Here is a 24,633-nt window from a genome sequence, read left to right as displayed (position 1 = left end):
TCGCCTGGATGTAGGCACGCACCTTCGGCGTCGTCGTCGCATTGCCATGCAGCTTCACGAGCATCGCTGTTCCTCCAGCCAGGCCAAACCGGAGGCTACACCCAAACCATCCCGCCAAGCTCTCGGGACACAACACCTTCGCGGGGACCCGGGTGTTCTATCGTCGAGCCCCGTGGATTTCAGAAAAAGCCTGGGTCCCCGCTTTCGCGGGGATTCTACGGAGAGGGTAGCGTCTAAGCCGCCTGGAGCTGCTGCTTCACGCGTTCGGCCAGGGTCTTGATGTCGATGGGCTTGGGCAGGAAGGTCACGCCGGTCTCGCCTTCCAGCAGGTCGCTGAACTCGGCCTCGGCATAGCCGCTGATGAACATCACCGGCGCATTGCCCAGATAGCCGCGGGCCTTCTTGAGCAAGGTGGGGCCGTCGATGCCGGGCATGATCACGTCGCTGATCAAGAGGTCGATTTGGCCGGCGTTCTCCTCGGCGATGACCAGGGCCTCCTCGCCGTCGCTGGCCTCGAGCACCTCGTAGCCGCGGGCGCGAAGCAGGCGGGCGGCGACGCCGCGCACGGCGTCCTCGTCCTCGACGAACAGGATGCGGCCGGCGCCCGACAGGTCGCGGGCGGCGCGCGGCTTGGGCGGCTCGGCGACCGCGACGGCCGCGGCGGCGGCCTGGGCCGGGGTCGGCTCGTGCACGGGCAGGAAGATGCGGAAGGCCGCGCCCTCGCCCGGACGGCTGTGGACGTGGATCCAGCCGTCGCTCTGCTTGACGATGCCGTAGACGGTGGCCAGGCCCAGGCCCGTGCCCTCGCCCACCGGCTTGGTGGTGAAGAACGGGTCGAAGATCTTGCCCATCACCTCGGGCGGGATGCCGGGGCCGTCGTCGCTGACCTCGATGAAGGCCTGGTCGCCCTCGGCGCCGGGGAAGCCCAGGCTGCGCGCCTCGTCCTCGTTGAGGCGGGCGGTGCGGATGCGCACCACGCCGCCGCCCTTGGCGGCGCGCACGGCGTCGCGGGCGTTGACGGCCAGGTTCATGACCGCGGTCTCAAGCTGGCTCTTGTCGGCCCGCACCTGCGGCAGGTCGCGGCCATAGTCGGTGATCAACTTGACGTCTTCGCGCAGCAGGCGGCGCAGCAGGACCTCGAACTCGGAGATCAGCTCGCCCAGTTCCAGCACCTCGCGCTGGACGGTCTGCTTGCGCGAGAAGGCCAGCAGCTTGCGCACCAGGTCGGCGGCGCGCACGCCGGTCTGGCGGATCTCGTTGAGGCCTTCGTAGGACGGATCGCCCACCGGGTGGCGGTGCAGCAGTTCGTCCAGGCGCAGCTGGATGGCGGTCAGCAGGTTGTTGAAGTCGTGGGCGACGCCGCCGGCCAGCTGGCCGATGGCCTGCATCTTCTGGGCCTGGGCGAGTTGCAGCTCCATCTGCTTCTGCTCGGAGACATCGATCAGATAGGCCACCAGGCGCCCGTCGGCGCGGTAGAGATAGAGATGGGCGATGCGCGAGGGATCGCGGGCCAGGCGCACCTCGAACGGGCCGGCCTTGCCTTCGGCGAGGCGGGTCTCGGCCTCGGCGCGCGACGGCGGATCGATAAGCTCGCCCAGCGCCATGCCGGCGCGAACGGCCCCGGCCATGGCCGAGAGGGCCGGATTGGCCTCGAGGATCGGCGAGTTGAAGGGATCCAGCCCCTCCAGCAGGGCGGCGCCGAACGGCGAGGCGCCGGAGAAGGCGTCGAGCGCGCGCGGCGGCGGGGCGGCCTGGGCGACGACCGGCGCGGTCGGCGGCAGCGGCGCGGCGATCGGCTCGGCGACGGCCGGCAGTCGGACCAGCAGGCGGCCGCCGGTCACGCGGGCGGCCAGGGCGGGACGGTCCTGGCCGGCGACGACGATCACGGCCTCGGCCGCCTCGCCCTTGCGGGCGCGGACCAAGGCCGAGAACAGCGAGGCGTCCTTGGGCAGGCGGCGGGTCTCGCCCAGGGTGTCGCGCCAGGCCTGGTTGGCGGCCAGGATGCGGCCGTCGGCGGCGGTCAGGGCCGCCGGTTCGCCCAGGGCGTCGATGAAGCCGTCGACCACGTCGACGCCGTTGTCATGCGCGGCCGAGGCGCGGATGGCCACCAGGCCCAGGATCGCCACGCCCGCCACGCCCGCCAGCAGCAGCAGGCCGGCCAAGGTGGCCGGGCCGGCGCGCAGGGCCGGAGCCGTGGCGAAGCCGGCGGCAAGAACGAAGAAAACGGCCGCGCCCCAGATCAGGGGGTCGGCGCGGCGGCGGGTCGCCGTCATGTCTTTTCCGGGCGTCTCGGCCATGCCGACCGAAATCCTTCTGCAACCTGGTCGGGTGGAGGGCCCGACGATTCGTCCGGTAAGGATACTCCTTACGCGGCGCGAGAGCGCGTTTATCAAGCAGGCCACTGATTCTACGGCGGAAATGTGATTTCCCGGCGGTTGCGTACCAGGCCTAGGAACGATCCGTTCACCATCAATCGGCCCAGGCGCGCCGCTTGGACTGCTTGTTGCTGAGCACGAAGCCGATGACCTTGGCCACCGCCTCGAAGTGCTCGGCCGGGATCTGCTGGTCGATCTCGACGGCGGCGTAGAGCGCCCGCGCCAGGGGCGGGTCTTCCAGCACGTGGACGCCGGCCTCCTCGGCCACGGCGCGGATCTTCAGGGCCAGCTCGTCGAGGCCCTTGGCAACGCAGATCGGCGCGGGGGTTTCGCCCTGCTCGTACTTCAGCGCCACGGCGTAGTGGGTCGGGTTCATGACGACCACGGTGGCCTGAGGCACGGCCTGCATCATCCGCTGGCGCGAGCGCTGCATCTGGATCTGGCGGCGCTTGGCCTTGATGTGCGGGTCGCCGTCGCTGTCCTTGTGCTCGTCCTTGACCTCTTTCAGGGTCATGCGCATGCGCCTGTTGAAGCGCAGGCGCTGCCAGAACCAGTCGAAGCCGGCGGTGACGACCAGGAAGATCAGCACGGCCCAGAACAGCTTCTTGCACAGGTCGACGGCCAGCGGGAGCATGGCGGCGGGGTCCATGCCGACGAGGCCGATCACCATGCTGGCGTCGGGCTTGAGCACGAACCAGGCGATGACGCCGGTGACCAGGAACTTCAGGGCCGACTTGGCGAACTGCATCAGGCCGTCAGGCCCGAAGATCCGGCCCAGGCCCTTCATCGGGTCGAGCTTGTTGAGGTCGGGCTTCATCTTCTCGGCCGAGAACAGGAAGCCCGACTGGGCGATGTTGGCGGCGGCCCCCATCAGGCCCGAGACCACCATCACCAGCACCAGCGGCGGCAGGGCGGCCATCAGCACCTTGCGGGCGATCAGGTTGGCGCCGCCCTCGATGTCCATCTGGCCGGCCTGGGCGATGAACGGCACGAGCGCCTGGACCATGTCGCGGGCCAGCCAGCCGCCGGCGATGGCGATGACGCCGAACGCGCCGGCCAGCGAGGCCAGCTGCGAGAAGTCCTGACTTTTGGGAACGTCGCCTTTCTTCCGGGCGTCCGCCAGTTTCTTGGCTGACGGATCTTCTGTCTTCGATTCCTGGTCCGTATCGTCAGCCACGGCGCGCTCCTAGTTGAAGACGCCGAGCAGATCGCGATAGCGATCGCTCCACACCATGGCGATGCCGCCCAGGGACAGGGCCAGCAGCGAAAGGCCCAGGATCACGCTGAGCGGCGAGGTGACGAAGAAGATCTGGAACGAGGGCATGACCCGGCCCACCAGGCCAGTCGCCAGGTTGAAGACGATCGAGAACACGATCACCGGCGCGGCCAGCTGGACGCCGAGCATGAAACTTTGAGCGACGGTGCGGACGGCCAGGGCGGCGGCGTCGTTGACCGGCACGCTCTTGGTGAACGGGAAAAGCTCGTAGGACCTGGCCATGGCGCCGATGAACAGGTGATGCAGGTCGGTGGCCATGACCAGGGTCAGGCCCAGCATCGACAGGAAGGTGGCCACCGCCGTGCTCGACGGCGCACCGGACGGGTTGGTGGTCTGGGCGAAGGACAGGGTGGTCTGCAGCGAGACGATCTCGCCGGCGGTGGTCAGGGCGCTCATGAACAGCTTCAGCACCGCGCCGATCATCAGGCCGATCAGGATCTCGTGGATCACCTGGCCGGCCAGGCCGCCGAGCGTGGTGGGCAGCGGGCCGACGGTCTTGGCCACCACGGGGGTCAGGACGACGGCGATCAGCAGGGCGAAGGCCAGGCGGATGCGCGGCGGCACGGCCTGCTCGCCGATGCCCGGCATCAGCATGACCATGGCCCCGATCCGGGCGAAGACCAGACCGGCGACATAGACCTGGGCGGTCGTCGCGAAGCTGTCCACGCCCCGCCCTTCCCTACATCGCCGCGATGCGGGCGGCGATCTGGCGCATGAAGCCAGACATCAGCGCGCCCATCAGCGGCAGGAACAGCAGCAGCGAGATGAAGATGGCCACGATCTTGGGCGCGTAGACCAGGGTGGCTTCCTGGATCTGGGTCAGGGCCTGGAACAGGCCGATGGCGACGCCGACCACCAGGCCGACGATCAGCACGGGCGCGCACAGCTGAAGGGTCAGCCAGATCGCGTCGCGACCCACGTCGAGGACTTCGGCTCCGGTCATGAACGGGCTTTCTGCGTTCGCTCTGGTCGGTTTGGTGTGGCCGCCACCCTGCGCCCGACATGGTTAACAGGGAGTTAGGGACTGTTAACGCCGCGCCTGCGTCACCGCGCCGCAGAGGTGACGCCGCGGCGCCCGGCATTAGTTGCTAGCGAAACTATCCCGCGACATGCAAGCTTCACCAATCAGTCGGGAAAGTGTCATGCATACGAGTACGAATTGGCATTGGTGGCAGCGTCATCCCTTCGTCGGCCTGGCCGTGGGCTGGGCGGCGATCGCGCTCGGGGCGGACCTGGTCGCCCTTCTCCTGCGCCACTGAACGAAGAAGGGCGCGGATCGAAATCCGCGCCCTTCTCCCAAACGACAATCAGCGAAAGCCTCAGCAGTCGTGGCCCGCGCCCAGCGGGCGGCAGCGGCCGTCGATCGCCTTGGGGATCGGCACGCCGGTGACGGCGGCGATGGTCGGAGCGATGTCCACGGTCTCGATCGGCAGGATGCGCTCGCGCGGTTGCGCGCTCTTCCACCAGAACAGGATCGGCACGCGGCGGTCGTAGTCCCAAGGCGTGCCGTGGGTGGCGACATAGGTGTTGCTGGCGGTGGCCGGCACCAGGTTCGGCTTGAAAGCCACCAGGATGTCGCCCGAACGGCCCGGATAGGCGCTGCGGCGCAGGCGTTCCTTGACGCTGATGGTGTCGGGCGAGGTTCCCTTGGCGACCGGCGGCGTGGTCAGGAGGTCGTTGATCTCGTAGGCCTCGGCGACCTCGCCGCGCGAACGCACCAGCGCCAGGGCGGCCGAGGCGATGCGGGCGCGCTCAGTGGCCGGCGGGGTCTTCTTGTCGGCGCCGACGATCACCAGGGTGTCGATCCCGCCGGGAGCAACCAGCGGGTCGTAATCCAGCGACAGGTCCGTGCGCAGCTGCTGGTTCAGGCCCTTGAGCCAGGCCGAGGTGGCGATGCGCGAGACGTCGTAGCCTTCGTCATGCAGGCGCTCGGGGAAGTCCGAACCGCCGTGGTCGGCGCTCAGCACCACCAGCACCTCGCCCTTGGCCTTGCCGATGCGCGACAGGAAGGTGTCCAGGCGCGCGTCCAGGCGGCTGAGGTGGTCGCACATCTCCGGACCGCGGGTGCCGTAGCGGTGGCCGATGAAGTCGGTGGCCGACAGGCTGACGGTCAGCACGTCGACCTGCGGGCCGTCGCCCAGGCCGAACTCGTCGCGCAGGGCGGCGGCGGCTTCCAGGGTCACGGCGTCGGTATAGGGGCTGGCCGACAGGTCGCGCAGGGCCTCGGCGTTGTTCGTGGGCAGCGGACGCGGCAGCTTGGCGTCCCAGGTTCGCTCGCCGGTGGTCCAGGTCTTTTCGAGGGCGGCGCAGGCCTTGTTCTCGTAGGTCCAGACGAAGGGCTTCTTCTTCTGCTCGGCGGCCAGGCGCGCGTTGAGGGCGGCCACCGGCGCAAGCTTGGTCGCGGCGTCCTCGCCCGGCTTGACGTAGGTCGTGAAGCCAAAGCCCGCCTGGTACCAGAAGGCGCCGTCCGGATCGTGGCCGGCCATGGTGATCGCGCCGCGATCCTTGCCCGAGACGCCATAGACGCGGCTCTTGGGCGACACGGCCTTCAGCCACTCGCCATAGGTGGGGACCATCAGGTTCCTGGGGCTGACCGGGTCCTGTTCGGACGGCGCGGCCAGGGTCACAGACTCGTCGAGCAGGCAGTACGACTTCTTGCCGGTCGTGGCGTCGTACCAGTTGTTGCCGACGATGCCGGTGCGGTTGGGGTAGGCGCCGGTGAGCAGGCTGGAGTGGCCCGGGCAGGTCTCGGTCATGCCGTGCGACTGGTAGCCGTTGGGATAGGTCACCCCCTCGCGACCGAGCTTGCCGAGGCCGCCCTTCCACTGGCCGCGCCACTGCTCGAACAGGTTGGCGCTGAACTGGTCGATGGAGATCACCACCACCAGCTTGGGATTGGGCTTCACCTGGTCGGCCGCCTGGGCCGGGACGGAGGCGAAAAGGGCGACGCCGGCCAGCGCCGACAGCGCCGCCGTGTAGGTAAGCTTGCTCATGGCGCGCAACCTGCCCCAATGGCGGGACGGCCGCAAACAAAGCTTCAGCAGACGAAGTTCACTGAGCGACGACGCCCAGTTCGCGCGCGGCCGCGGCCGGAGACTGCTTGGCGGTGTCGCGATCGACGGCGTAGTTGGCGCGGCGCATGGCGTCGACGGTCAGCTTGCCCGACAGCGAGGCGGCCAGGGCGTTGAGGTCCGGATCGGCGGCTCGCCCGGGCGAGACCAGCAGCACCGCGTCGTAAGGCGGCAGCGCGCCTTTCGGATCGGCCAGCACCACCAGGTCGTCGGCGGCGATGCGGCCGTCGCTGGAGAAGGCCGAGATGACGTCGGCCTCGCCCGAGCCGAGGGCGCGGTACATGAAGGTGGGCTGGAACTGGCGGCGGGTCTTGAACTTCAGGCCGTAGGCTTTCTCAACCGCCGCCCATTCGGGCCGCGAGAAGAATTCGAGGTCGCCGCCCATGACCAGGCCGGGCGCCCTGGCGGCGAGGTCAGCCAGGCTCCTCACCCCGAGTTCCTCGGCCCGCTCGCGCTTCATGGCGAAGGCGTAGGCGTTCTCGAAGCCCAGGGGCGCGGCCAGGACGACGCCGTCGCGCCTGGCCAGTTCGCTTCGCAGCGTCTCGAGCACCGCCTGGCGGCCGGGATTGTCGGTGCGGTGCAGAACGTTGGCCCACAGGGTGCCGGTGTAGTCGACATAGGCGTCGATCTCGCTGGCGGCCAGGGCGCGGTAGGCCACCGCCGAGCCGAGATTGATCCGCCGCTCGACGCGGGCGCCCTGCCCTTCCAGCCGCTGCGCCATCAGTTCGGCCAGCACATACTGCTCGGAGAAGTTCTTGGCCCCGATGACATAGGCCTGGGGGCGAGGGGTCAGGGCCGGCGCGGCCAGGGGCGCCAGGGCCGCGGCGAGACCGAGGCCGAGCGCCGCCAGCGCACCGCCCCAGAGGACGGGCCTGCGCTGCTCCAGCCCGCGCCCGACCAGGCCCAGCAGCTGGTCGACGACGAGGGCCAGGCCCGCGGAGGCGGCGCAACCGACCAGCACCATGTCCCACGCCTCGGTCTGGAGACCCGAGAAGATGTAGTCGCCCAGCGAGGTCTGGCCGACGGGCGTGGCCAGGGTCGCGCCGCCGATGGTCCAGACGGCGGCGGTGCGCACGCCGGCCAGGATCACCGGCGCGGCCAGGGGCAGTTCGACCTTCACGAGGCTCTGGCGCGGGGTCATGCCGACGCCGCGGGCCGCCTCGGCCACGGCCGGGTCGACGCCCGCCAGGCCAGCGGCGGTGTTCCGCAGGATCGGCAGCATGGCGTAGAGCGACAGGGCCAGCAGGGCCGGCAGGAAGCCCAGCGCCGGAAAGCCGAAGCCAAGCGTCGCCTTCGCCAGGTTCGAGAGCAGCAAAAGCAGCGGATAGAACAGGGCCAGCAGGGCCAGGCTCGGGATGGTCTGGACCAAGCCGGTGACCGCCAGGGCGATCCAGCGCAGGCCCGGTCGACGCGCGGCGGCGAAGCCCAGCGGCAGGGCGACGGCGAGGCCCAGCGCCAGGGCGGCGGCCGACAGGGCCGCGTGCCAGGCCAGGCGCTGCGGCAGCAGGGCGAGCAGCTCAGCCATCCAGCAGCGCCCTCACCCGCTCGGCCTGGCGGCGCGGAGCGGCCATCAGAGCCTCGACGCGCGGGTCCTCATGGCCGGCCATCAGCTCGCGCGGCGCGGCGTCGGCGATAATGCGGCCCTGGTCGAGCACCACGATGCGGTCGGCCAGCAGCAGGGCTTCGGCCACGTCATGGGTGACCATCACCGTGGTCAAAGACAGCGCCTGGTGCAGGCGGCGGACGTCGTCGCCCAGGGCCTGGCGGGTGATCGGGTCCAGCGCGCCGAACGGCTCGTCCATCAGGAGGATCGCGGGGCGAGCGGCCAGGGCCCGGGCCACGCCCACCCGCTGGCGCTGGCCGCCCGAAAGCGCGGCCGGACGACGTTGCGCCACCGCGCGGGGCAGATCGACGAGATCGAGCAGTTCGTCGACCCGGGCGGCGATCTCGTCCCTGTTCCATCCCAGCAGGCTGGGCGCGACGCCGATGTTCTCGGCCACGGTCATGTGCGGAAAGAGGCCGATCTCCTGGAAGACATAGCCGATGCGGCGGCGCAGGGCCGGTCCGTCGAGGGCGCTGACGGCCTGGCCGTCGATCCTGACGACGCCCGTGGTCGGCGGCGCGAGGGCGTTGATAGTCTTGAGCAGCGTCGTCTTGCCCGCGCCCGAACCGCCGACCAGGGCGACGAACTGACCCTTGGCGATGGACAGGTCGACGCCTTGCAGAACGGCTACGCCGTCATGCGTCTTGCTGACCTCTTCGAGGGCGATGGCTGGCGTCATGCGCACTCACCTTTCCCGCTGCCGGGCGCTGCGACAAGCCGTCCCGCTTGCACCAAGCCAAATCAGACGCGTTAATAGTGATTAACGGGGGTAGTTCTGGCTGGCGTGGAGCATGACGATGGCCGCAACCCTGACCGCGCCCTCCCCGACGGGAGGCTTCAAGGCCCGCAAGCGCCGCAAGGCCGTGCAGCGCCGACTGCGCTGGGCGGTGGCCCTGATGGTGCTGCTGAACCTGGCCGTCTGGGCCGGCGTCGTGGCCGCCCTGCGGGGCGTGGACGTGGCGGGGTTGGTTCCGCTGTAGAAGCGCTCCTCCCCATCGCCCGTCATTCCCACCCTTGTGGCGGGACCCCCTGGTTCCGCTCGCAGGTGAGACGCAAGCGGCGTGCTGAGCACGCCGCCCCACTCGCCTTTGCGGCTGACGGAGGGCTTCCCGCCACGAGGGCGGGAATGACGGGAAAAGCGCCTTAGTCCTTGGCGTCCTTGGCGGCGGCCTTGAGGTCTTCGCCGGCCGACTTCACGCCGCCGACCACCTCGTCCTTCTTGCCTTCCTTCTGCAGGTCCTTGTCGCCGGTGATGTCGCCGACGGTGGACTTGATCTCGCCTTCGGTCTTCTGGGCGTGGCCGGAATCCTTGTCGCCGCAGGCGGTCAGGGCGAGCGCGGCGGCGGCGATGGCGACGAGGGAGAGAGGACGCGTGAGGTTCATGCGGTGGAGCTCCTTGTTCGAGCTCTCAACGCGCCTTCCAAGCCTTAGGTTCGATCCATCGACGGCAAAGCCGTCAGATCGACATCCGCATGATCTCTTGATAGGCCGAGATCACCTGGTCGCGGATCGAGATCACGGTCTCGAGGCTGGCTTCGGCCGACGAGATGGCGGTGACGACGTCGATCAGTTCGGCCTTGCCGGCCGCCTGCTGGGCGATCTTGTGCTCGGCTTGGCGCGAGGCCTGGACCGTGTCGGTCATCGCCGACTTCAGCATGTCGCCGAAGTCCATCTTCTTGGGCTCACCCACGCTCTTGCCGAGCGACAGCGGGGTCGCGCCGGTGGCGGCGTAGGCTTTCGAGGCGGCCAGAGCGGTGATCATCGCCTAGGCCCTTACTTCTTCAGGATGTCGAGCGTGCGCGACTGCATGCTGCGCGCGGTCTCGATGACGTTGAGGTTGGCTTCGTAGGCGCGCTGCGCCTCCTTCATGTCGAGCGCCTCGACCAGGGTGTCGACGTTGGGCAGCTTGACGTAGCCCTTGGCGTCGGCGGCCGGGTTGCCGGGATCGTACTCGGTCTTGAAGTCCTTCTGGTCGCCTTCGACGCGGGCCATCTGGACGCCCTCGGCGCCCTCGACCTTGGCCGGGCGGAACACCGGCACCTGGCGGCGATAGGGGTCGCCGCCGGCCGTGCGGGCCGTCGAATTGGCGTTGGCGATGTTCTCGGCGATGATGCGCATGCGGCCCTGCTGGGCCTTGAGCGCGCTGGCCGCCACGGCCATCGCCGCCGCCGACTGGGATCGGATCTCAGCCATCTAGACGTCCTCTAGCCGTTCGGGCGACGCGCGGCGGTGCGCAGCATCGACATGGAGCGTTGATAGAAGGAGACCGCCGCGTCGTAGTTCATGCGCGCATCGGTCATCTTGAGCATCTGGTCCTCGAGCGTCACGGAGTTGCCGTCGAGGGTGGTCTCGCTGTCGGGGCCCTGCGGCGAGCGCCACAGGCTAGCGGGCTTGGACGGCGCGATGTGGCCGGCGCTGGTGGTCAGCATCTGCAGCGGGCGGCCCATCGTGGCCAAACCGCTGCTGGTCCCGCTGCTCGCCTGGGCGTCGAGCGAGGCCTGAAAGGTGAAGGGCTTCAGATCCCGCGGCTGATAGCCGGGGGTGTCGCCGTTGGCGACGTTCTGGGCGACCACCTTCTGCCGCTCGGTCAGATAACCGAGCCGGTTCTTCAGCATCGAGAAAAGAGGGATGTCGTCGGGACCCATGCGAGCATGGTGAAGAAACAGGGTTAATCACGCATTAAGGACAGTGAGGCACACCAGGGATGCGGCGCCTCGCCGCGCCTCTTTCCTGTGGAATCCGGTCCGCGCATGGACGTCCTTCTTCTGATCCGCGCCGTGGCGGCGCTGGCCGTCACCCTGGGCCTGATCGGCCTGGCCGCCGTGGCCTTGCGCAAGTTCGGCCCCGAGGCCCTGAACCGCATCGTCTCCAAGCGCCGCGAGCGGCGGCTGCAGGTGGTCGAGACCCTGGTGCTGGACCCCGCCCGCCGCCTGGTGCTGTGCCGCCTGGACGGCGAGGAGCGCCTGGTGCTGCTGGGCGACGGCCGCCTGCTTGACTGGACGCCCGCCGGAGCCCCCTCGCCTTCCCTCGCCCCCATCGCCGAGACCCAGCCGGAGCCCGTGGCCTGATGCGCCTGCTCAAGAGCCTCACCGGCGCCACGCCGCAGGAACTGCGCCGCGCCGCCCTCATCGCCATGCTGGCGGGCCTGGCGACGACGCTGGGCCCGTCGCTGGCCATGGCCCAGTCGGCCATCAACGTCGATCTGGGCACCGGCGCAGGCCTGACCGAACGGGTCGTCCAGCTGGTCGGCCTGCTGACGGTGCTGTCTCTGGCGCCGTCGATCGTGATCATGACGACCTCGTTCGTGCGCATCGTCGTAGTGCTGGGCCTCCTGCGCACCGCGATCGGCGTGCAGCAGAGCCCGCCCAACCCGGTGATCATCAGCCTCGCTTTGTTCCTGACCGCCATCGTCATGGGCCCGACCTTCGAGCAGTCCTACGACGCGGGCGTCAAACCGCTGCTCGACAAGCAGATGGAGCTGCCCCAGGCCTTCGAGGCCGCCGGCCAGCCGGTTAAGACCTTCATGCTGCGCCAGGTGGACGAGGACGACCTGGCCCTGTTCATCCGTCTTTCGAAGATCGAGAAGCCGAAGACCGCCCAGGAGACCCCCCTGAAGGTGGTGACCCCGGCCTTCATGATCTCGGAACTGAAGCGCGCCTTCGAGATCGGCTTCCTGCTGTTCATCCCGTTCCTGGTCATCGACCTGGTCGTGGCCAGCGTGCTGATGAGCATGGGCATGATGATGCTGCCGCCGGCGACGGTCAGCCTCCCGTTCAAGCTGATCTTCTTCGTGCTAGTGGATGGATGGCGACTCGTCTGCGGCAGCCTGGTGGAAAGCTTCCAGCGCGGGACCGGCGGCGGGTAAGATCCGGCAAGACACACAGATAACTAGAACAGAAGACCAAGACCGATGGGCGTTTTCGTACTGGGCTCGATCAATCTGGACGCCGTGGCGCGGGTCGACGACCTGCCGCGGCCGGGCGAGACGGTGGCCGGCCTGTCGCTGGAGCTGTTCCTCGGCGGCAAGGGCGCCAACCAGGCCGTCGCCGCCGCCCGCATGGGCGCGCCCACCCGCCTGATGGGCGCGGTCGGAAAGGACGACAGCGGCCTCAGCCTGAAGGGCAAGCTGGCCGGCTACGGCGTGCAGGTGGCCGACGTCGCCGAACTGTCGGGCGCCCCGACGGGCCAGGCCCACGTCTGGGTGTCGAACGGCGGCGAGAACATGATCGTCGTCACCGGCGGCGCCAACATGATGATCACGCCCCAGCAGGTGGCGGCCACGGCGCTGGAAGGCCAGCGCGTGCTGCTGGCCCAGCTGGAGACCCCGGCCGGCGCCATCGAGGCCCTGTTCAAGGCCGGCGCGGCCAAGGGCGGCCTGCGGGTGCTGAACGCCGCCCCCGCCCTGCCCCAGGGCGCGGCGCTGTTCCCGCTGACCGACATTCTGATCCTGAACCAGACCGAGCTGGCGACCTACGCCCGCCTCGACCACGAGCCGGCCAAGCTGGAGGAGGTCTCCAAGGCCGCCCGCAAGCTGATGAGCCGACCCGACCAGACGATCATCGTCACCCTGGGCAAGACCGGCGTGGCCGCCGTGCGCCGCGACGAGGCCTTCCTGGTCGAGGGCCGCAAGGTCAAGGCGGTGGACACCGTCGGCGCGGGCGACTGCTTCTGCGGCGCTCTCGCCGCCGGTCTGGCCGCCAATCTCGACCTGCGCGAAGCCGTCGAGCAGGCCAACGCGGCGGCCGCCCTCTCGGTGCAGAAGCCCGGCGCGGCGCCGTCGATGCCCAGCAAGCGCGAGGTCGAGGTCTTCCTCGAGGGATGAGCCCATCGCCGGCACCCTCGGCGCCTTGCGGATGCCTCCCCGCGAATGCAGGCTGTCGCCCTCAAGGCGGAGAGCGGTCGATGCGCGACGATGCCGGTCCAGGCGCAAGCGAGAAAATGGAAGCCCAGACCCTGACGCCGATCGGCCCGGGGTTCGGCGCGTGGACGCCACCCCTCTTGATCGCGCCGGCCGTGCTAGCGGGCCTCGTTCTGGCGATGATCTGGGTGGCGCTCAACGAGCGTGCAAGCGCCGCCTCAAGCGGCGCTGAGGCCCGTCAGGCGGCGCGGATGCCGCTGAAGCCGCCCTCGGCTTGGGCGCCGACGATGGCGTCGTAGCCGAGGATCATGTCGACGTCCTTGCCGTTGGTCGCCAACGGCAGGCGCAGCCACAGGATCGAGACGTGCGGCGCGCCGCGCCAGGCCAGGCTGTGCACGCCCACGCCCGGACGGCGCTCGTCGACGACCTTGTCCAGTTCCTTACGCCAGTAGTCGCCGGCGGCGGTGTTGTAGACCTCGCCCAGCGCCTTGCCGGTGATCTCGCGGCCATAGACGCCGTAGAGGCCCGTGCCGGCCAGGCGCAGGCGGTAGTCGCGCGGCTCGCGCACGACGTCGATCAGGCTGACCGTCGGCAGCAGGCGCTTGATGCCCGACGGGTGAAGATCACCACGCGCAGGCAGGCTCGCCCCGCGGCGCAGGGACGCCCAGTATGCGAACATTTCCTGATGAGCGCGGGCCGCGGTCGCGGATGCGCTCAGTTGCGCGGACATCTTCAGAGTCCTTAACAAGCCTTTGGAATCACGGTGATTCACCGCTCGTTCACTATGTCTTAAGCACCGAATCGGCGGAAGCGAAAAATCGCCGCCGCCAACAAAGATTCCGTTTGAGAGTCAATCTGGAAGCACAACGCCCGGGCGCTGGAAAAGCGCCCGGGCGTCGATTTTCTCGCTTAGCTTAACCACAAGCGATTGATTGAATTAAGGTAAATGAACGCTCAGACTCAGCCCTTGCGGCCCTTCCCGGCGCCCCGGCCGGTCTGGCCAAGGCCCATCTGGCGGGCAAGCTCCGAGCGCGCCTTGGCGTAGTTCGGCGCAACCATGGGGTAGTCCGAAGGCAGGCCCCACTTCTCGCGGTAGTCCTCGGGGCTCATGTCGTACTGGGTGCGCAGGTGACGCTTCAGCGATTTGAAGCGCCGGCCGTCCTCCAGGCAGATGATGTAGTCGGGGGTCACCGAGCGGCGGACCGGCACGGCCGGCTCCTTGGGCTCGGGCGTCGCGGCCTCGGGCGCGCCCACCGACCGGAGCGCGTCATGCACGCTGCGGATCAAGGCCGGCATCTCGGAAGCCGAAACGGCGTTGCCGCCGACGAAGGCCGCGACGATGCCCGCGGTAAGTTCGACGAATGGGATCTCTTCTTCCATGACGCCTCTCCCGTTCCCTTTATCTTTCTTCACGCGCGACCAGCTTTGGCGCGCGAAGTTGCATCATGGATAAACGCGTCAGTAAAACCGGGCAATAGATGCCGCAGGGGAATATTGACTGTCGATCAATGCGATCATTCGCATCGGCAACTTAAGGTCGCGAAATAAAAATTCAGATTTTCTGGATTTTGACTGAACGCGTTCGCCGAACTTGACCGTACGGACACGACGCGTCGCGTAGATCTCGGCGCCTAGCGGCCGAAATCCCGCGACAGGGCCAGCATCGCCGCGCGTTGCGGCACCGAATACTCGTCGATGGCGTCGGTGTCGCCGTCGCGGATGGCCTTCAGCAGGGCCGGCGTCAGGGCTGACGACAACGACCAGTTCCAATAGCGCAACACGGTCTGGGCCCGATCGACGGCGATGGCGTCGAACACCCCCAGCACGCGCTCCAGCCCGGGCGACGGCGCGCCCTCGGCGTCGGTCTCCGGCCGGCGCAGGCCGCGCCACAGGGCGCGAACGGCCGCGCGCGGCAGGCCGGTGGCCTTGCAGAGGATGGCGATCGGCTCGCCGCCGGCGTCGGTGAAGATCTTGGCGCCGGTCATCGGCTTGAGGCCGGCGAGATACGAGATCTCCTCGGCCGTCTCGCGGGTCAGGCCGCTCTGGGCGGCCGCGACGGCGTCCTCAAGGCTGTCGAACGGGCTCTTGGCGATGGCCGCGCGGTTGCGCTGGCGGCGCTCGATGAACTGCAGGGCCTTGCGCGACAAGGGATCCTGCCAGCCCTCCTCGGAGGCTACCGCGAAGACGTCGCCGACGGCCTCCTGCAAGATCTCGCGCGAGACGGCGAAGCGCTGGAGGATCGTGCGGCGGGCCTCGGCGTCGGCCCACCAGAACATCACATAGGCGTGGCTGGGGCGCAGCTCGGCGCGCCGCAGCAGCAGCGGGATCAGGCTGGGATTGTCGCGCGTCATGGCCACGACGTTCTCGACGCCCTGGTGGCTGAAGCGGGCCAGTTCGTTGCGCAGCAAGGCCTCGACCACCGGCGTCTCGCCCATGTCGACCAAGGCGTCGGCCACCACCTCGCCGACGCCGCGGCGGATGGCGATCAGCCGGCGGTGCTCCTGGGTGGCGTGGTAGAGACAGTCGATCAGGTCGGCGTCCGACAGGTTGGGCGAGTTCTCGAGCAGGGCGCGGGCGACGACGACCTCGTCGCGCAGCAGAAGGCGGACCAGCGAGCCGGGCATGTCGTTGAGGTTGGCCAGGCGGCGGGCGACCTTCTCGCGCTCCTCGACCACCGCCTCGCGCAGCATCTCGACCAGCAGGTCGGCGCACATCGCCCGCTCGAAGGCGTTGATGCGGCTGGCCGGCAGACAGACCACGTCGGCGAGACGCTTGAGGAGGGCGGCGCGCGACTTGGGCGGAACGGCGATCGGCTTGGCGAAGGGCGAAATCGAGTCGGTCATGATCTTCCTGGCGGCGAAGCCCCGGTCGCCGAGTTTCGAACCTAGACGGTAACGCCCTTAAGTTCGAATTAGCGCCAGGGATTCTCCCGCCAGGGGAATTTGCGGCCCAAAGCCTGGCTTCGCCAGGGGGTCAGCGAAATTGTCGCGGTTCCCACTCCGGCCAAATGTCGGGCAGGTCGGTGGAGACGCGATTGGGATAGGCCGGGGCGCGCTTCTCCAGGAACGAGGTCACGCCCTCCTTGGCGTCGCCCGAGGCGCCGCGCGACTGGATGGCGCGGCTGTCGGCCTTGTGGGCCTCCATCGGATGGTCGGCGCCGGCCATGCGCCAGAGCAGCTGGCGGGTGAGGGCGACCGAGACGGGGGCGGTGTTGTCGGCGATCTCGCGCGCCAGGGCCCGGGCGGCGGGCAGCAGGTCGTCGGGGGCGTGCAGCGAGCGGACGAAACCGCTCTCCTTGGCCTCGGTCGCCGGGAACACCCGGCCGGTGTAGCACCACTCCAGCGCCGTCTGCATGCCCACCAGGCGCGGCAGGAACCAGGACGAGCAGGCCTCGGGCGTGATGCCCCGACGGGCGAAGACGAAGCCGAACTTGGCGTCTTCGGCGGCCAGGCGGATGTCCATGGCCAGCTGCATCGTGGCGCCGACGCCGACGGCCGGGCCGTTCACGGCGGCGATCACCGGCTTGAGGCTGTCGTAGATGCGCAGGGTCACCCGGCCGCCGCCGTCGCGATAGACGTCGCCGACCTTGCCCTCTTCCCGCTCCAAAGCCTGAGGAGACGTGCGGTCGAAGGTGGCCCCGCCGCTCGAAAGATCCGCCCCCGCGCAGAACGCCCGGCCCGCGCCGGTGACGATCACCACCTTCACCGCATCGTCGGCGTCGGTGACGTCGAAGACCTCGATCAGCTCCTTCATCATCCGGGCGGTGAAGGCGTTGAGCTTGTCGGGCCGGTTCAGGGTGATCGTCGCGACGCCATCCTCGACGGCATAGAGCAGGGTCTCGAAGCTGGGCTGCGACATGTGGCGGGCTCCCTGGGGCGGTCCATTTTCAAACGATCGTATGATCGCTTGCCGCATGTGCACAACCCCTCCCCCTCGATGGGGGAGGGGCAGGGGTGGGGGTGGATGCGGCGGTAGAAGCCACACAACGTGGCCGGCTCGGCGGGTCACCCCCATCCCCGGCCCTTCCCCCATCAAGGGGGAAGGGAGGTCAGGCCCGCCTCACCCCCAGCTTGCTGATCGCGTGCACGAAGTTGTTGGCCGCGATGTCGATGCTCCCTGTCCATTCCAGGTCGGGGAAGCGGGCCAGGATCTGGCGATAGGCCTCCTCCAGCTGGATCTGGGCGACGCGCTTGCCCAGGCAGGTGTGCGGGCCGTAGCCGAAGGCCACGTGCTTGCCGGCGTTGGGACGGGTTACGTCCAGGCGGTCGGGGTTCTCGAACATGGCGGGGTCGCGATTGGCCGCGCCGTAGTACATGACCACCTTCTCGCCCTCGGCGATCTGCTGGCCGGCCACCTCGACGTCACGCGTGGCGGTGCGGCGCATGTAGATCACCGGGCTGACCATGCGGATGAACTCGTCCACCGCCCCCGGCAGCAGGGACGGATCCTCGATCAGCCGCTGCTTCTGCTCGGGAAACTCGGTCAGCAGCCGCATGGCGCCCGACAGGGTGTTTCGCGTCGTGTCGTTGCCGGCGAAGACGATCAGCAGCCACGAGCCGTCGAGATATTCGTCGGCCAGCAGATCGCCGTCGACCTGGGCCCGCGCGATCGCCGTCATCAGATCCTGCCTGGGATCCTCGCGCCGCTTGAGCAGCATGGTCCGGCCGTAGTCGAACATCTCCTCGATGTTGTCGTTGAAGTCGGCCACGAACTGCATGAGCTCGAGCGTGGGCGTGATCGGCGCCTGGGCCTGCTGCACGGCCAGGTCCTGGGCCCGCTCCAGATAGTGCATCCAGCGCAGGAACTTGGCCCGGTCCTCGGGCGGCACGCCCAGGATCTCGCATAGGGTGAACAGCGGCAGGATCGACGAGAAGTGCTCGACCATGTCGATCTCGCCGCCGCCGGCCAGCAGCGGCTCCATCTCGTCCAGCAGCCGCGTGACCTCTCCCTTCACCCGGTCGGTCAGGCCGCGCAGGTAGGCGGCGGTGAAATAGGGCATGTGCTCGCGGCGCAGCTGCAGGTGATGCGGCGCGTCGAGATTGATCATGGTGTCCATGGTCGCCCGGAACAGCAGGGCGTGGCGCTTGTCGGGCGGCCCCATCGACATCAGGATCCCGCCCTTCTGCGAGGAGAAGGTCTCCGGGTCGCCGTTGACCCGCATGACGTCGTCGTAGCGGGTGACGGCCCAGAACCCCGGCCCGCCGAACGGCTCGCCGTGCCACATCACCGGCGCCTCGTCCCGCATCCGCGTGAAGTCGGCGAAGGGCTGGCCCCTGGTGAAGCGGAAGATGTCGGCCAGGTCGACGCCTTCGAGGGTGGGATAGGCCCTGGCCGCGCCGGGTCCCGGCCGGCCGTCGACCACCGTCTTGCTGATCAGCTCCATGCGCTCGCCTCCCGTCGAACATCGTTGTGGGACACACGATCACCCAGGATTGCGCGGCCGCCAACGGCGCCCCTACGGCAACTTGCGCGAGCGTCCGGCCTTGGGTCATGCTGCTGACTGAACGCCGATCATGCGGGTCACACGCAGGCGGCGGCAGGGAGAGAAACGGCCGCCCCGGCGACGACCGGCGGCCCAGGAGGTCGCATGCATCCGAGCGTCCACGCCCGCACCCAGCCCGACAAGCCCGCCTTCGTGATGGCCGGCTCGGGCGAGATCGTCACCTACAAGGAGCTGGACGACCGCTCCAACCAGGGGGCCCAGCTGTTCCGGTCGATGGGGCTTCAGGTCGGCGACGTGGTCGCCATCCTGCTCGACAACCATCCGCGCTATCTGGAGATCGCCTGGGCGGCCCAGCGGGCGGGGCTCTATTACACCTGCATCTCGACCAAGCTCACCGCGCCCGAGGTCGAGTACATCGTCAAGGACTGCGGAGCCAAGGCGCTGATCGCCGGCCCGGCGATGGACGGCGTTGCGCAAGGCCTGGCGCCGCTGATCCCAGGCGTGGCGCTGCTGCGGGTGGACGGGCCCAGCGGCCCCTATGCCGACCTCGACGCCGCCCGGGCGGCCATGCCGGCCAGCCCGATCGCCGACGAGACCTCCGGCTCGGACATGCTCTATTCGTCGGGCACCACCGGCCGGCCCAAGGGCGTGAAGCCGGCGCTGAACGGCGCGCCGATCGATGCGCCCCACGCCTTGCAGATGATGGCCCAGCACCTGTTCAAGCTGGACGGCGACAGCGTCTACCTCTCGCCCGCGCCGCTCTATCACGCCGCCCCGCTGCGCTGGTGCATGAGCGTGCACAAGCTGGGCGGCACGGTCGTGGTGATGGAGAAGTTCGATCCCGAGACGGCCCTGGCCCTGATCGAAGAGCACAAGGCCACCTGCGGCCAGTTCGTGCCGACCCACTTCGTGCGGATGTTGAAACTGCCGGAGGCGACGCGGGCCAGGTACGACGTCTCGACCATGCGTTCGGCGATCCACGCCGCCGCCCCCTGCCCCGTGCCCGTGAAGGAACAGATGATCGCCTGGTGGGGGCCGGTGATCTACGAATACTACGCCGGCACCGAGGGTAACGGCTTCTGCTGGATCGACAGCAAGAACTGGCTGGAGCGGCGAGGCTCGGTGGGCCAGGCGGCGCTGGGCGAACTACGCATCTGCGACGAGGCGGGCGATCCCCTGCCCGCCCGCGCCGAGGGCGTGGTCTATTTCGCCAACGGCCCGGCGGTGACCTATCACAACGCCCCGGAGAAGACGGCCGAGAGCTACAACAAGCACGGCTGGACGACGCTGGGCGACGTGGGCTGGGCCGACGAGGACGGCTATCTCTACCTGACCGACCGCAAGAGCTTCATGATCATCTCCGGCGGGGTGAACATCTATCCGCAGGAGATCGAGAACCTGCTGATCACCCACCCCAAGGTGGCCGACGCGGCCGTGGTGGGCGCGCCCGACGAGGAGATGGGCGAGAAGGTGGTCGCCGTCATCCAGCCGCTGGACTGGGACGATGCGGGAGAGGCCCTGGCCGCCGAACTGCTGGCCTTCACCCGCGACAACCTCAGCCACGTGAAGGCTCCGCGGCAGGTGGACTTCGCACGGGAACTGCCCCGTCACCCGACGGGCAAGCTCTACAAGCGGCTGGTACGGGACGCCTACTGGGGCAAGGGCGAGGGGCGGATCGTTTGATCCAAAACCACTAGAAAGTTGATTTTCCAAATCTTTGCCACCACTTTGTTGAAAGTGGTGGCAAGGACCAATCCCGTGACCCTCCAGCGCCTACCCTTGGCGATCCACACGAACGTCGCCGATCTGATCGACCAGCTTCGCGCGACCCAGATCAGCGAGTTCGGCGACGGCGCCAGCTTCCTACGGCGCGAGCGCGGCGGTCGCCCTTACTGGTATGTCCGTTCACGGCAGGTGCGAGGCGAGCGGCTGGAACGCTACCTTGGCCCCGAAACGCCCGAGTTGCTGGCAGCCATGGAAACGGCGAAGACCATCAACGGCGCCGCCGACGGGCGCCGGCAAATCGTGAGGGGGTTGCGCGCGGCGGGACTGCACACGCCGGACCAGCGCACAGGCCGTGTCCTGCAAGCCTTGAACAAGGCCGGCGTGTTTCGGCTGCGCGCCGCCGTCGTCGGCACGGTGGCCTTCCAAACCTACGGCGCCTTGCTGGGCTTCACCTTGCCCGCACAGGCCGTGCGCACGGGCGATCTCGACATCGCCCAGGACTACGGGATCTCGATGGCCATCGACGATGCAATGGACCGGCCCTTCATCGACGTGCTGCGCGCCGCCGACCCGAGCTTCTCCCCCATCCCCAAGCTCGATCCGAGCAAGAGCGCCGCCTACCGGACGCCCGATGGCTATGCAGTGGACGTGTTGACGACCAGCCGGCATGCGGCCGACGATGAGACCTCCCGCCTCGTCGCCCTGAACACCGACGCAACGCCCCTGCGCTTTCTCGATTTCCTGCTGCGAGATACGGTGGAAGCCGCCGTGCTGCACGATGATGGCGTGCTCGTGCGCGTTCCCGCCCCGGCGCGATATGCCGTGCACAAGCTGATCATCTCGCGCAAGCGCAGCCAAGCCAACCCCAAGCGACGCAAGGACGTGGAGCAGGCTCAGGCCCTGATCCGTGCCCTCGCCGAAGACGATCCCTTCGCCCTGCGTGACGCCTATGCCGAGGCCCGCGGACGCGGCGAGGCGTGGCGCAAGCTGCTGGATGAAGCGGTCAGCCTGCTGCCCGGAGATGCAAGGGCGGTGCTGGAGGGCTGAACCAGCGCACGTTGCTTCTATACGGGACGGGATTCCCGCCACACGGTCGGGGCATGCTTTCCGCCCTGCTCGACCGCCTCCCCAAGACTGCGACCGCTCCGTTCTGCCCGGCCGAGGTGCGGGGCGCCGTGCCCGTCCCGGACGGGCTGCCGACCTGGAAGCGGATGCTGCGCACGGCGGGGCCAGGGCTGCTGGTCAGCGTCGGCTACATGGACCCTGGCAACTGGGCGACCGACATCGAGGCAGGGTCGCGCTACGGGACATCCCTGCTGTTCGTGGTGGTGCTGTCGAGCCTGGCGGCGATCCTGTTGCAGACCCTGTCGATGCGGCTGGGCCTGGTGACCGGCAAGGACCTGGCCCGGATGTCGCGCGAACGGTTCGGGCCGTGGACGGTCAAGGCGCAGTGGGTGCTGGCGGAGCTGGCCATCATCGCCTGCGACATCGCCGAGGTGCTGGGCTCGGCCCTGGCCTTCAAGCTGTTGCTGGGCGTGCCCCTGTGGGCAGGGGTGCTGCTGACCGGGCTCGACACGGTCATCGTGCTGGGCCTGAAGGGCAAGGGCTTCCGCCAGTTGGAGGCGATCATCCTGGGCCTGATCTCGACGGTCGGGATCTGCTTCCTGGTGCAGCTGATCATCGTGCCGCCCGACGCCGGGGCCGTGGCGCGGGGGCTGGTCCCGTCGCTGGCGGCGCTGCAACAGGGCAACGCGCTCTATCTGGCGATCGGCATACTGGGCGCGACGATCATGCCGCATAACCTTTATCTGCACTCATCGATCGTGCAGACACGGCTGACGCCGGAAGACGTCGCGGGCAAGCGGGCTGCGATCAGGCTGGCCACGATCGACACCGTGGTCGCCCTGGTGCTGGCGCTGTTCATCAACGCCGCGATCCTGGTCCTGGCGGCCTCGGCCTTTCACGGTAACGGGTTGCGCGAGGTGGCCGGCATCGAGGAGGCGCACGAGCTGCTGGCGCCGATCACCGGCGCGGCGGTGGCGGGGATCCTGTTCGGGATCGCCCTCTTCGCCTCGGGCCAGAGCGCCACCTTCACCGGCACCATCGCCGGCCAGGTGATCCTGGAGGGCTTCCTGAACCTCAGCATCCCCTGCTGGCAGCGGCGGTTGATCACCCGGGGCCTGGCCATCATCCCGGCGCTGATCGGCGTGCTGACGCTCGGCGACCATGCGGTGGGAAGCCTCCTGGTGCTGACCCAGGTGGTGCTGAGCGCCCAGCTGCCGTTCGCCATCTGGCCGCTGCTGCGGTTCACCGACGACAAGGCGCTGATGGGTCCGTTCGCTAACGGCCTGGTCACCCGCCTCGTCGCCTGGGGGCTGTTCCTGGTGATCTCGGCGGCGAACGTCTGGCTGGTGGTTTCGACGTTCGCGTAGCTGCCGGGAGTTGCCCCGGGCGATCGCCCGTGATCTCTTCCAAACAAACGTTTGGGAGAACGCCTCATGAAAGAGATCGCCTTCGCCGACATCGCCAGCCTGGTCGGGCAGGAGGTCGGGGTGTCCGACTGGGTCGAGATCAGCCAGGAGCGGGTCAACCAGTTCGCGCAAGCGACCGGCGACCACCAGTGGATCCACATCGACGTCGAGCGGGCGACGCGCGAGATCGGCGGGCCGATCGCCCACGGCTACCTGACGCTGTCGCTGATCCCTATGCTGGGCGCGGGGATCCTGCACGTCACCGGCGTGACGCGCGGCATCAACTACGGCTGCGACAAGGTGCGGTTCACCAGCATGGTGCGCGTGGGCAAGCGGGTGCGGATGCGCCAGAAGCTGGTCAGCGTCGAGCCCAAGGCCGGCGGCCTCCAGATGAAGAACGAGTGCACGATCGAGATCGAGGGCGAGGAGCGCCCGGCCTGCGTGGCCGAGACGATCTCGATCATCTACGGCGGTTAGGGGCGAATGGGCGGTCAGCTTTTCGGAAGCTGAAAACGGCCCCCCTCCGGCGCTTCGCGCCACCTCCCCCAGAGGGGGAGGATCTGAAAAAGACAAAGGCCCCGGATTGCTCCGGGGCCTTCGTTTCTGGGGATCGGACCAAGCCTAGCGCTTGATCGCGTCGCCGATCTTGTCCTGGGCCTGGCCGACCTTGTTCTGGACGTCGCCCTTGACCTTCTGGGCCTTGCCCTCGGCTTCGAGGCGTTCGTTGTCCGTGGCCTTGCCGACGGCTTCCTTGACGGCGCCCACGCCCTTGTCGATGGTGCCTTCCACACGATTGGTGCTCATTGGCTTGCTCCTGCTAGCGTTGAACTCCCCATTCGAACGGGGCCCCGGGAGCAATGGTTCCTAGCTTGGCTGGAGCCGATTTAGTCAAAATCAGCGATTGAAGCCGGGCGCGGCGACGGCCTGGACCGCGACGACGTCCTGGGCGGCCGCCACACTGGGCGGCTTGGCCGGCGCGGCCTGGATCAGCGGCGGCCCGGACGGCTTGTCGAGCAGGGCCACGGTCTCGCGGATGTACTTGGCGTGGGTGACGATGCCGATCTCCAGGCGCTCGCCCGACAGCTCGACCTGCTGGGTCAACATGCCGGCGACGAACTGCACCTCCTGGCTTTCGGTCGAGCCCGGACGGCGGCGCGCGCCTTCGGCCATGAACACCGGCCCGCCCGAATTGCCAGGGAAGACCGAAAAATCCATCAGGAAGGTCGGGAAGGCGCTGGCCGGAGCCAGCGGATAAGACGCAACCCGACCCGAACGCAGGATCGGGAAGCCCGCGGTGTTGGCCGACAGGCCGCGGGGGAAGCCCAGGGCCATCATCTCGTCGCCGGGGCCCAGGCTGTACTTGTTGAAGGTGTCGTCCTGCGCCAGCCAGGCCAACGGAATGGCGGCCTTGGCGAACTCTGGCGGGGCCTCGACGACGATGGCGGCGACGTCGCGGCTGGGATGCTTGACCCACAGCGGGTGGTCGCCGTCGCGGATCTTCAGGGTGCGAGGGTCATAGCGCCAGACCCCCTCCTTGCTCTGCACGCGATAGCCGATCTTGGCCGACACCGAGGGCATGCGGTCGAAGACGTGGGCGGCGGTGACCAGGATGGTGCGCGGCCGGCCGTCGGGCGTGGGATCCTCGATCAGGAATCCGGTGCCGACCGTGCGCGAGCCATCGGCGAGCGGCTGCTCCAGCTGCACCGTCGCCTGGATCAGATCGACCGACAGGTCCCAAGCCATGTACGCCTCGTCCTCCGATTTAACCTTAGACGTCGTATGAGTTTGACCAGACGCCCCTGCCGCAACAA

Annotated in this window: 25 protein-coding genes and 1 pseudogene; 8 read left to right on the top strand and 18 right to left on the bottom strand. The window is 68.6% G+C overall.

Annotated elements, in window-relative coordinates; all coding sequences use genetic code 11:
* Positions 1–233: 233 nt before the first annotated feature.
* From cckA to SGCZBJ_RS15495, 7 genes are all read right to left on the bottom strand, one after another.
* Positions 234–2,297 (bottom strand): cell cycle histidine kinase CckA, encoded by a 2,064-nt coding sequence (cckA, locus tag SGCZBJ_RS15525; RefSeq protein WP_101718898.1) that lies wholly within the window; start codon positions 2,295–2,297, stop codon positions 234–236.
* 172 nt (positions 2,298–2,469) lie between these two features.
* Positions 2,470–3,552 (bottom strand): flagellar biosynthesis protein FlhB, encoded by a 1,083-nt coding sequence (gene flhB, locus SGCZBJ_RS15520; protein ID WP_101718897.1) that lies wholly within the window; start codon positions 3,550–3,552, stop codon positions 2,470–2,472.
* Between the two features lie 9 nt (positions 3,553–3,561).
* The gene (fliR, locus tag SGCZBJ_RS15515; RefSeq protein ID WP_101718896.1) at positions 3,562–4,317 is read right to left on the bottom strand and encodes a flagellar biosynthetic protein FliR; all 756 of its coding nucleotides are present in this window, start codon (positions 4,315–4,317) and stop codon (positions 3,562–3,564) included.
* A gap of 13 nt (positions 4,318–4,330) precedes the next feature.
* A complete protein-coding gene (gene fliQ, locus SGCZBJ_RS15510; RefSeq protein ID WP_058349392.1) occupies positions 4,331–4,594 on the bottom strand; it encodes a flagellar biosynthesis protein FliQ in 264 nt (87 codons plus the stop codon).
* 376 nt (positions 4,595–4,970) lie between these two features.
* The gene (phoY, locus tag SGCZBJ_RS15505; protein ID WP_101718895.1) at positions 4,971–6,644 is read right to left on the bottom strand and encodes an alkaline phosphatase PhoY; all 1,674 of its coding nucleotides are present in this window, start codon (positions 6,642–6,644) and stop codon (positions 4,971–4,973) included.
* A gap of 58 nt (positions 6,645–6,702) precedes the next feature.
* Entirely contained in the window at positions 6,703–8,247 is a 1,545-nt protein-coding gene (locus SGCZBJ_RS26380) for a glycine betaine ABC transporter substrate-binding protein (RefSeq protein WP_101718894.1), read from the bottom strand.
* The gene (locus SGCZBJ_RS15495; RefSeq protein WP_101718893.1) at positions 8,240–9,004 is read right to left on the bottom strand and encodes an ATP-binding cassette domain-containing protein; all 765 of its coding nucleotides are present in this window, start codon (positions 9,002–9,004) and stop codon (positions 8,240–8,242) included. The genes SGCZBJ_RS26380 and SGCZBJ_RS15495 overlap by 8 nt, the downstream gene beginning before the upstream one ends.
* 118 nt (positions 9,005–9,122) lie before the next feature.
* Between SGCZBJ_RS15495 and SGCZBJ_RS15490 the strand changes: the two genes are divergently transcribed.
* Positions 9,123–9,305, top strand: coding sequence for a hypothetical protein (locus tag SGCZBJ_RS15490; protein WP_101718892.1), 183 nt, complete (start codon positions 9,123–9,125; stop codon positions 9,303–9,305).
* A 163-nt stretch (positions 9,306–9,468) separates the two neighbouring features.
* Here the strand turns inward: SGCZBJ_RS15490 and SGCZBJ_RS15485 are convergent, their stop codons facing one another.
* The 4 genes from SGCZBJ_RS15485 to flgB form a co-directional block, all read right to left on the bottom strand.
* Complete coding sequence (locus tag SGCZBJ_RS15485) at positions 9,469–9,708, bottom strand: CsbD family protein (RefSeq protein WP_117590382.1); 240 nt, start codon at positions 9,706–9,708, stop codon at positions 9,469–9,471.
* A 73-nt stretch (positions 9,709–9,781) separates the two neighbouring features.
* Entirely contained in the window at positions 9,782–10,087 is a 306-nt protein-coding gene (gene fliE, locus SGCZBJ_RS15480) for a flagellar hook-basal body complex protein FliE (protein ID WP_101718891.1), read from the bottom strand.
* An 11-nt stretch (positions 10,088–10,098) separates the two neighbouring features.
* The gene (gene flgC / locus SGCZBJ_RS15475) at positions 10,099–10,518 is read right to left on the bottom strand and encodes a flagellar basal body rod protein FlgC (RefSeq protein ID WP_058349397.1); all 420 of its coding nucleotides are present in this window, start codon (positions 10,516–10,518) and stop codon (positions 10,099–10,101) included.
* Between the two features lie 11 nt (positions 10,519–10,529).
* The gene (gene flgB / locus SGCZBJ_RS15470) at positions 10,530–10,970 is read right to left on the bottom strand and encodes a flagellar basal body rod protein FlgB (RefSeq protein WP_101718890.1); all 441 of its coding nucleotides are present in this window, start codon (positions 10,968–10,970) and stop codon (positions 10,530–10,532) included.
* A 105-nt stretch (positions 10,971–11,075) separates the two neighbouring features.
* On the opposite strand from flgB, the gene SGCZBJ_RS15465 reads away from it, so the two are divergent.
* Genes SGCZBJ_RS15465 through SGCZBJ_RS15455 form a run of 3 tightly spaced genes read left to right on the top strand, consistent with a single transcriptional unit; the run spans position 11,076 to position 13,147 of the window.
* Complete coding sequence (locus SGCZBJ_RS15465) at positions 11,076–11,393, top strand: flagellar biosynthetic protein FliO (RefSeq protein ID WP_101718889.1); 318 nt, start codon at positions 11,076–11,078, stop codon at positions 11,391–11,393.
* A complete protein-coding gene (gene fliP / locus SGCZBJ_RS15460; protein WP_420808164.1) occupies positions 11,393–12,190 on the top strand; it encodes a flagellar type III secretion system pore protein FliP in 798 nt (265 codons plus the stop codon). Before SGCZBJ_RS15465 ends, fliP begins: the two co-directional genes overlap by 1 nt.
* A 45-nt stretch (positions 12,191–12,235) precedes the next feature.
* Positions 12,236–13,147 (top strand): ribokinase, encoded by a 912-nt coding sequence (locus SGCZBJ_RS15455; RefSeq protein WP_101718888.1) that lies wholly within the window; start codon positions 12,236–12,238, stop codon positions 13,145–13,147.
* A 274-nt stretch (positions 13,148–13,421) separates the two neighbouring features.
* Here SGCZBJ_RS15455 and mopJ read toward each other — a convergent pair whose 3' ends face one another.
* From mopJ to SGCZBJ_RS15430, 5 genes are all read right to left on the bottom strand, one after another.
* Positions 13,422–13,919 carry a motility/cell cycle regulatory protein MopJ gene (gene mopJ / locus SGCZBJ_RS15450; protein WP_101718901.1) on the bottom strand — a complete coding sequence of 166 codons (498 nt, stop codon included), beginning with the start codon at positions 13,917–13,919 and terminating at the stop codon, positions 13,422–13,424.
* Positions 13,920–14,143: 224 nt separating this feature from the next.
* The gene (locus tag SGCZBJ_RS15445) at positions 14,144–14,563 is read right to left on the bottom strand and encodes a Ros/MucR family transcriptional regulator (protein ID WP_101718887.1); all 420 of its coding nucleotides are present in this window, start codon (positions 14,561–14,563) and stop codon (positions 14,144–14,146) included.
* 251 nt (positions 14,564–14,814) lie between these two features.
* Positions 14,815–16,026, bottom strand: a complete 1,212-nt coding sequence (locus SGCZBJ_RS15440) for a DUF2336 domain-containing protein (RefSeq protein WP_420808163.1) — start codon at positions 16,024–16,026, stop codon at positions 14,815–14,817.
* A 130-nt stretch (positions 16,027–16,156) separates the two neighbouring features.
* Positions 16,157–17,041, bottom strand: coding sequence for a crotonase/enoyl-CoA hydratase family protein (locus SGCZBJ_RS15435; RefSeq protein ID WP_101718885.1), 885 nt, complete (start codon positions 17,039–17,041; stop codon positions 16,157–16,159).
* 190 nt (positions 17,042–17,231) lie between these two features.
* Positions 17,232–18,566 (bottom strand): cytochrome P450, encoded by a 1,335-nt coding sequence (locus tag SGCZBJ_RS15430; RefSeq protein ID WP_101718884.1) that lies wholly within the window; start codon positions 18,564–18,566, stop codon positions 17,232–17,234.
* 204 nt (positions 18,567–18,770) lie between these two features.
* Here SGCZBJ_RS15430 and SGCZBJ_RS15425 point away from each other — a divergent pair, with 204 nt between their 5' ends.
* The 4 genes from SGCZBJ_RS15425 to SGCZBJ_RS15410 all read left to right on the top strand — a co-directional run bounded on the left by SGCZBJ_RS15425 (position 18,771) and on the right by SGCZBJ_RS15410 (position 23,299).
* The gene (locus SGCZBJ_RS15425) at positions 18,771–20,309 is read left to right on the top strand and encodes an acyl-CoA synthetase (protein ID WP_101718883.1); all 1,539 of its coding nucleotides are present in this window, start codon (positions 18,771–18,773) and stop codon (positions 20,307–20,309) included.
* A gap of 75 nt (positions 20,310–20,384) precedes the next feature.
* Complete coding sequence (locus SGCZBJ_RS15420; RefSeq protein WP_101718882.1) at positions 20,385–21,398, top strand: nucleotidyltransferase family protein; 1,014 nt, start codon at positions 20,385–20,387, stop codon at positions 21,396–21,398.
* A gap of 53 nt (positions 21,399–21,451) precedes the next feature.
* Positions 21,452–22,783: an Nramp family divalent metal transporter gene (locus SGCZBJ_RS15415; RefSeq protein ID WP_101718881.1), complete on the top strand. Its 1,332-nt coding sequence runs from the start codon at positions 21,452–21,454 to the stop codon at positions 22,781–22,783.
* 66 nt (positions 22,784–22,849) lie between these two features.
* Positions 22,850–23,299, top strand: coding sequence for a MaoC family dehydratase (locus tag SGCZBJ_RS15410; protein ID WP_101718880.1), 450 nt, complete (start codon positions 22,850–22,852; stop codon positions 23,297–23,299).
* 145 nt (positions 23,300–23,444) lie between these two features.
* On the opposite strand, the pseudogene SGCZBJ_RS15405 reads toward SGCZBJ_RS15410, so the two are convergent.
* Positions 23,445–23,626 (bottom strand): annotated as a pseudogene (locus tag SGCZBJ_RS15405) (CsbD family protein); the annotation flags it as partial.
* Positions 23,627–23,716: 90 nt separating this feature from the next.
* The gene (locus SGCZBJ_RS15400; RefSeq protein ID WP_101718878.1) at positions 23,717–24,565 is read right to left on the bottom strand and encodes a trypsin-like serine peptidase; all 849 of its coding nucleotides are present in this window, start codon (positions 24,563–24,565) and stop codon (positions 23,717–23,719) included.
* Between the last annotated feature and the right edge of the window lie 68 nt (positions 24,566–24,633).

The organism is Caulobacter zeae, assembly GCF_002858925.1.
Taxonomy (GTDB): domain Bacteria; phylum Pseudomonadota; class Alphaproteobacteria; order Caulobacterales; family Caulobacteraceae; genus Caulobacter; species Caulobacter zeae.
The sequence above is the reverse complement of the archived record's forward strand: the minus strand, read 5'-3'. Positions and strand labels throughout refer to the sequence as shown.

Excerpts from the sequence above, each read along its gene's own strand:
- SGCZBJ_RS15455 (WP_101718888.1), top strand. The coding sequence starts at position 12,236 with ATGGGCGTTTTCGTACTGGGCTCGATCAATCTGGACGCCGTGGCGCGG.
- SGCZBJ_RS15440 (WP_420808163.1), bottom strand. The coding sequence starts at position 16,026 with ATGACCGACTCGATTTCGCCCTTCGCCAAGCCGATCGCCGTTCCGCCC.
- SGCZBJ_RS15400 (WP_101718878.1), bottom strand. The coding sequence starts at position 24,565 with ATGGCTTGGGACCTGTCGGTCGATCTGATCCAGGCGACGGTGCAGCTG.
- flgC (WP_058349397.1), bottom strand. The coding sequence starts at position 10,518 with ATGGCTGAGATCCGATCCCAGTCGGCGGCGGCGATGGCCGTGGCGGCC.
- SGCZBJ_RS15410 (WP_101718880.1), top strand. The coding sequence starts at position 22,850 with ATGAAAGAGATCGCCTTCGCCGACATCGCCAGCCTGGTCGGGCAGGAG.
- SGCZBJ_RS15430 (WP_101718884.1), bottom strand. The coding sequence starts at position 18,566 with ATGGAGCTGATCAGCAAGACGGTGGTCGACGGCCGGCCGGGACCCGGC.
- flgB (WP_101718890.1), bottom strand. The coding sequence starts at position 10,970 with ATGGGTCCCGACGACATCCCTCTTTTCTCGATGCTGAAGAACCGGCTC.
- fliP (WP_420808164.1), top strand. The coding sequence starts at position 11,393 with ATGCGCCTGCTCAAGAGCCTCACCGGCGCCACGCCGCAGGAACTGCGC.
- SGCZBJ_RS15445 (WP_101718887.1), bottom strand. The coding sequence starts at position 14,563 with ATGGAAGAAGAGATCCCATTCGTCGAACTTACCGCGGGCATCGTCGCG.
- SGCZBJ_RS15490 (WP_101718892.1), top strand. The coding sequence starts at position 9,123 with ATGGCCGCAACCCTGACCGCGCCCTCCCCGACGGGAGGCTTCAAGGCC.
- fliQ (WP_058349392.1), bottom strand. The coding sequence starts at position 4,594 with ATGACCGGAGCCGAAGTCCTCGACGTGGGTCGCGACGCGATCTGGCTG.
- SGCZBJ_RS15485 (WP_117590382.1), bottom strand. The coding sequence starts at position 9,708 with ATGAACCTCACGCGTCCTCTCTCCCTCGTCGCCATCGCCGCCGCCGCG.
- SGCZBJ_RS15435 (WP_101718885.1), bottom strand. The coding sequence starts at position 17,041 with ATGTCGCAGCCCAGCTTCGAGACCCTGCTCTATGCCGTCGAGGATGGC.
- SGCZBJ_RS26380 (WP_101718894.1), bottom strand. The coding sequence starts at position 8,247 with ATGGCTGAGCTGCTCGCCCTGCTGCCGCAGCGCCTGGCCTGGCACGCG.
- fliE (WP_101718891.1), bottom strand. The coding sequence starts at position 10,087 with ATGATCACCGCTCTGGCCGCCTCGAAAGCCTACGCCGCCACCGGCGCG.
- SGCZBJ_RS15425 (WP_101718883.1), top strand. The coding sequence starts at position 18,771 with ATGCATCCGAGCGTCCACGCCCGCACCCAGCCCGACAAGCCCGCCTTC.
- SGCZBJ_RS15495 (WP_101718893.1), bottom strand. The coding sequence starts at position 9,004 with ATGACGCCAGCCATCGCCCTCGAAGAGGTCAGCAAGACGCATGACGGC.
- cckA (WP_101718898.1), bottom strand. The coding sequence starts at position 2,297 with ATGGCCGAGACGCCCGGAAAAGACATGACGGCGACCCGCCGCCGCGCC.
- phoY (WP_101718895.1), bottom strand. The coding sequence starts at position 6,644 with ATGAGCAAGCTTACCTACACGGCGGCGCTGTCGGCGCTGGCCGGCGTC.
- SGCZBJ_RS15465 (WP_101718889.1), top strand. The coding sequence starts at position 11,076 with ATGGACGTCCTTCTTCTGATCCGCGCCGTGGCGGCGCTGGCCGTCACC.
- SGCZBJ_RS15415 (WP_101718881.1), top strand. The coding sequence starts at position 21,452 with ATGCTTTCCGCCCTGCTCGACCGCCTCCCCAAGACTGCGACCGCTCCG.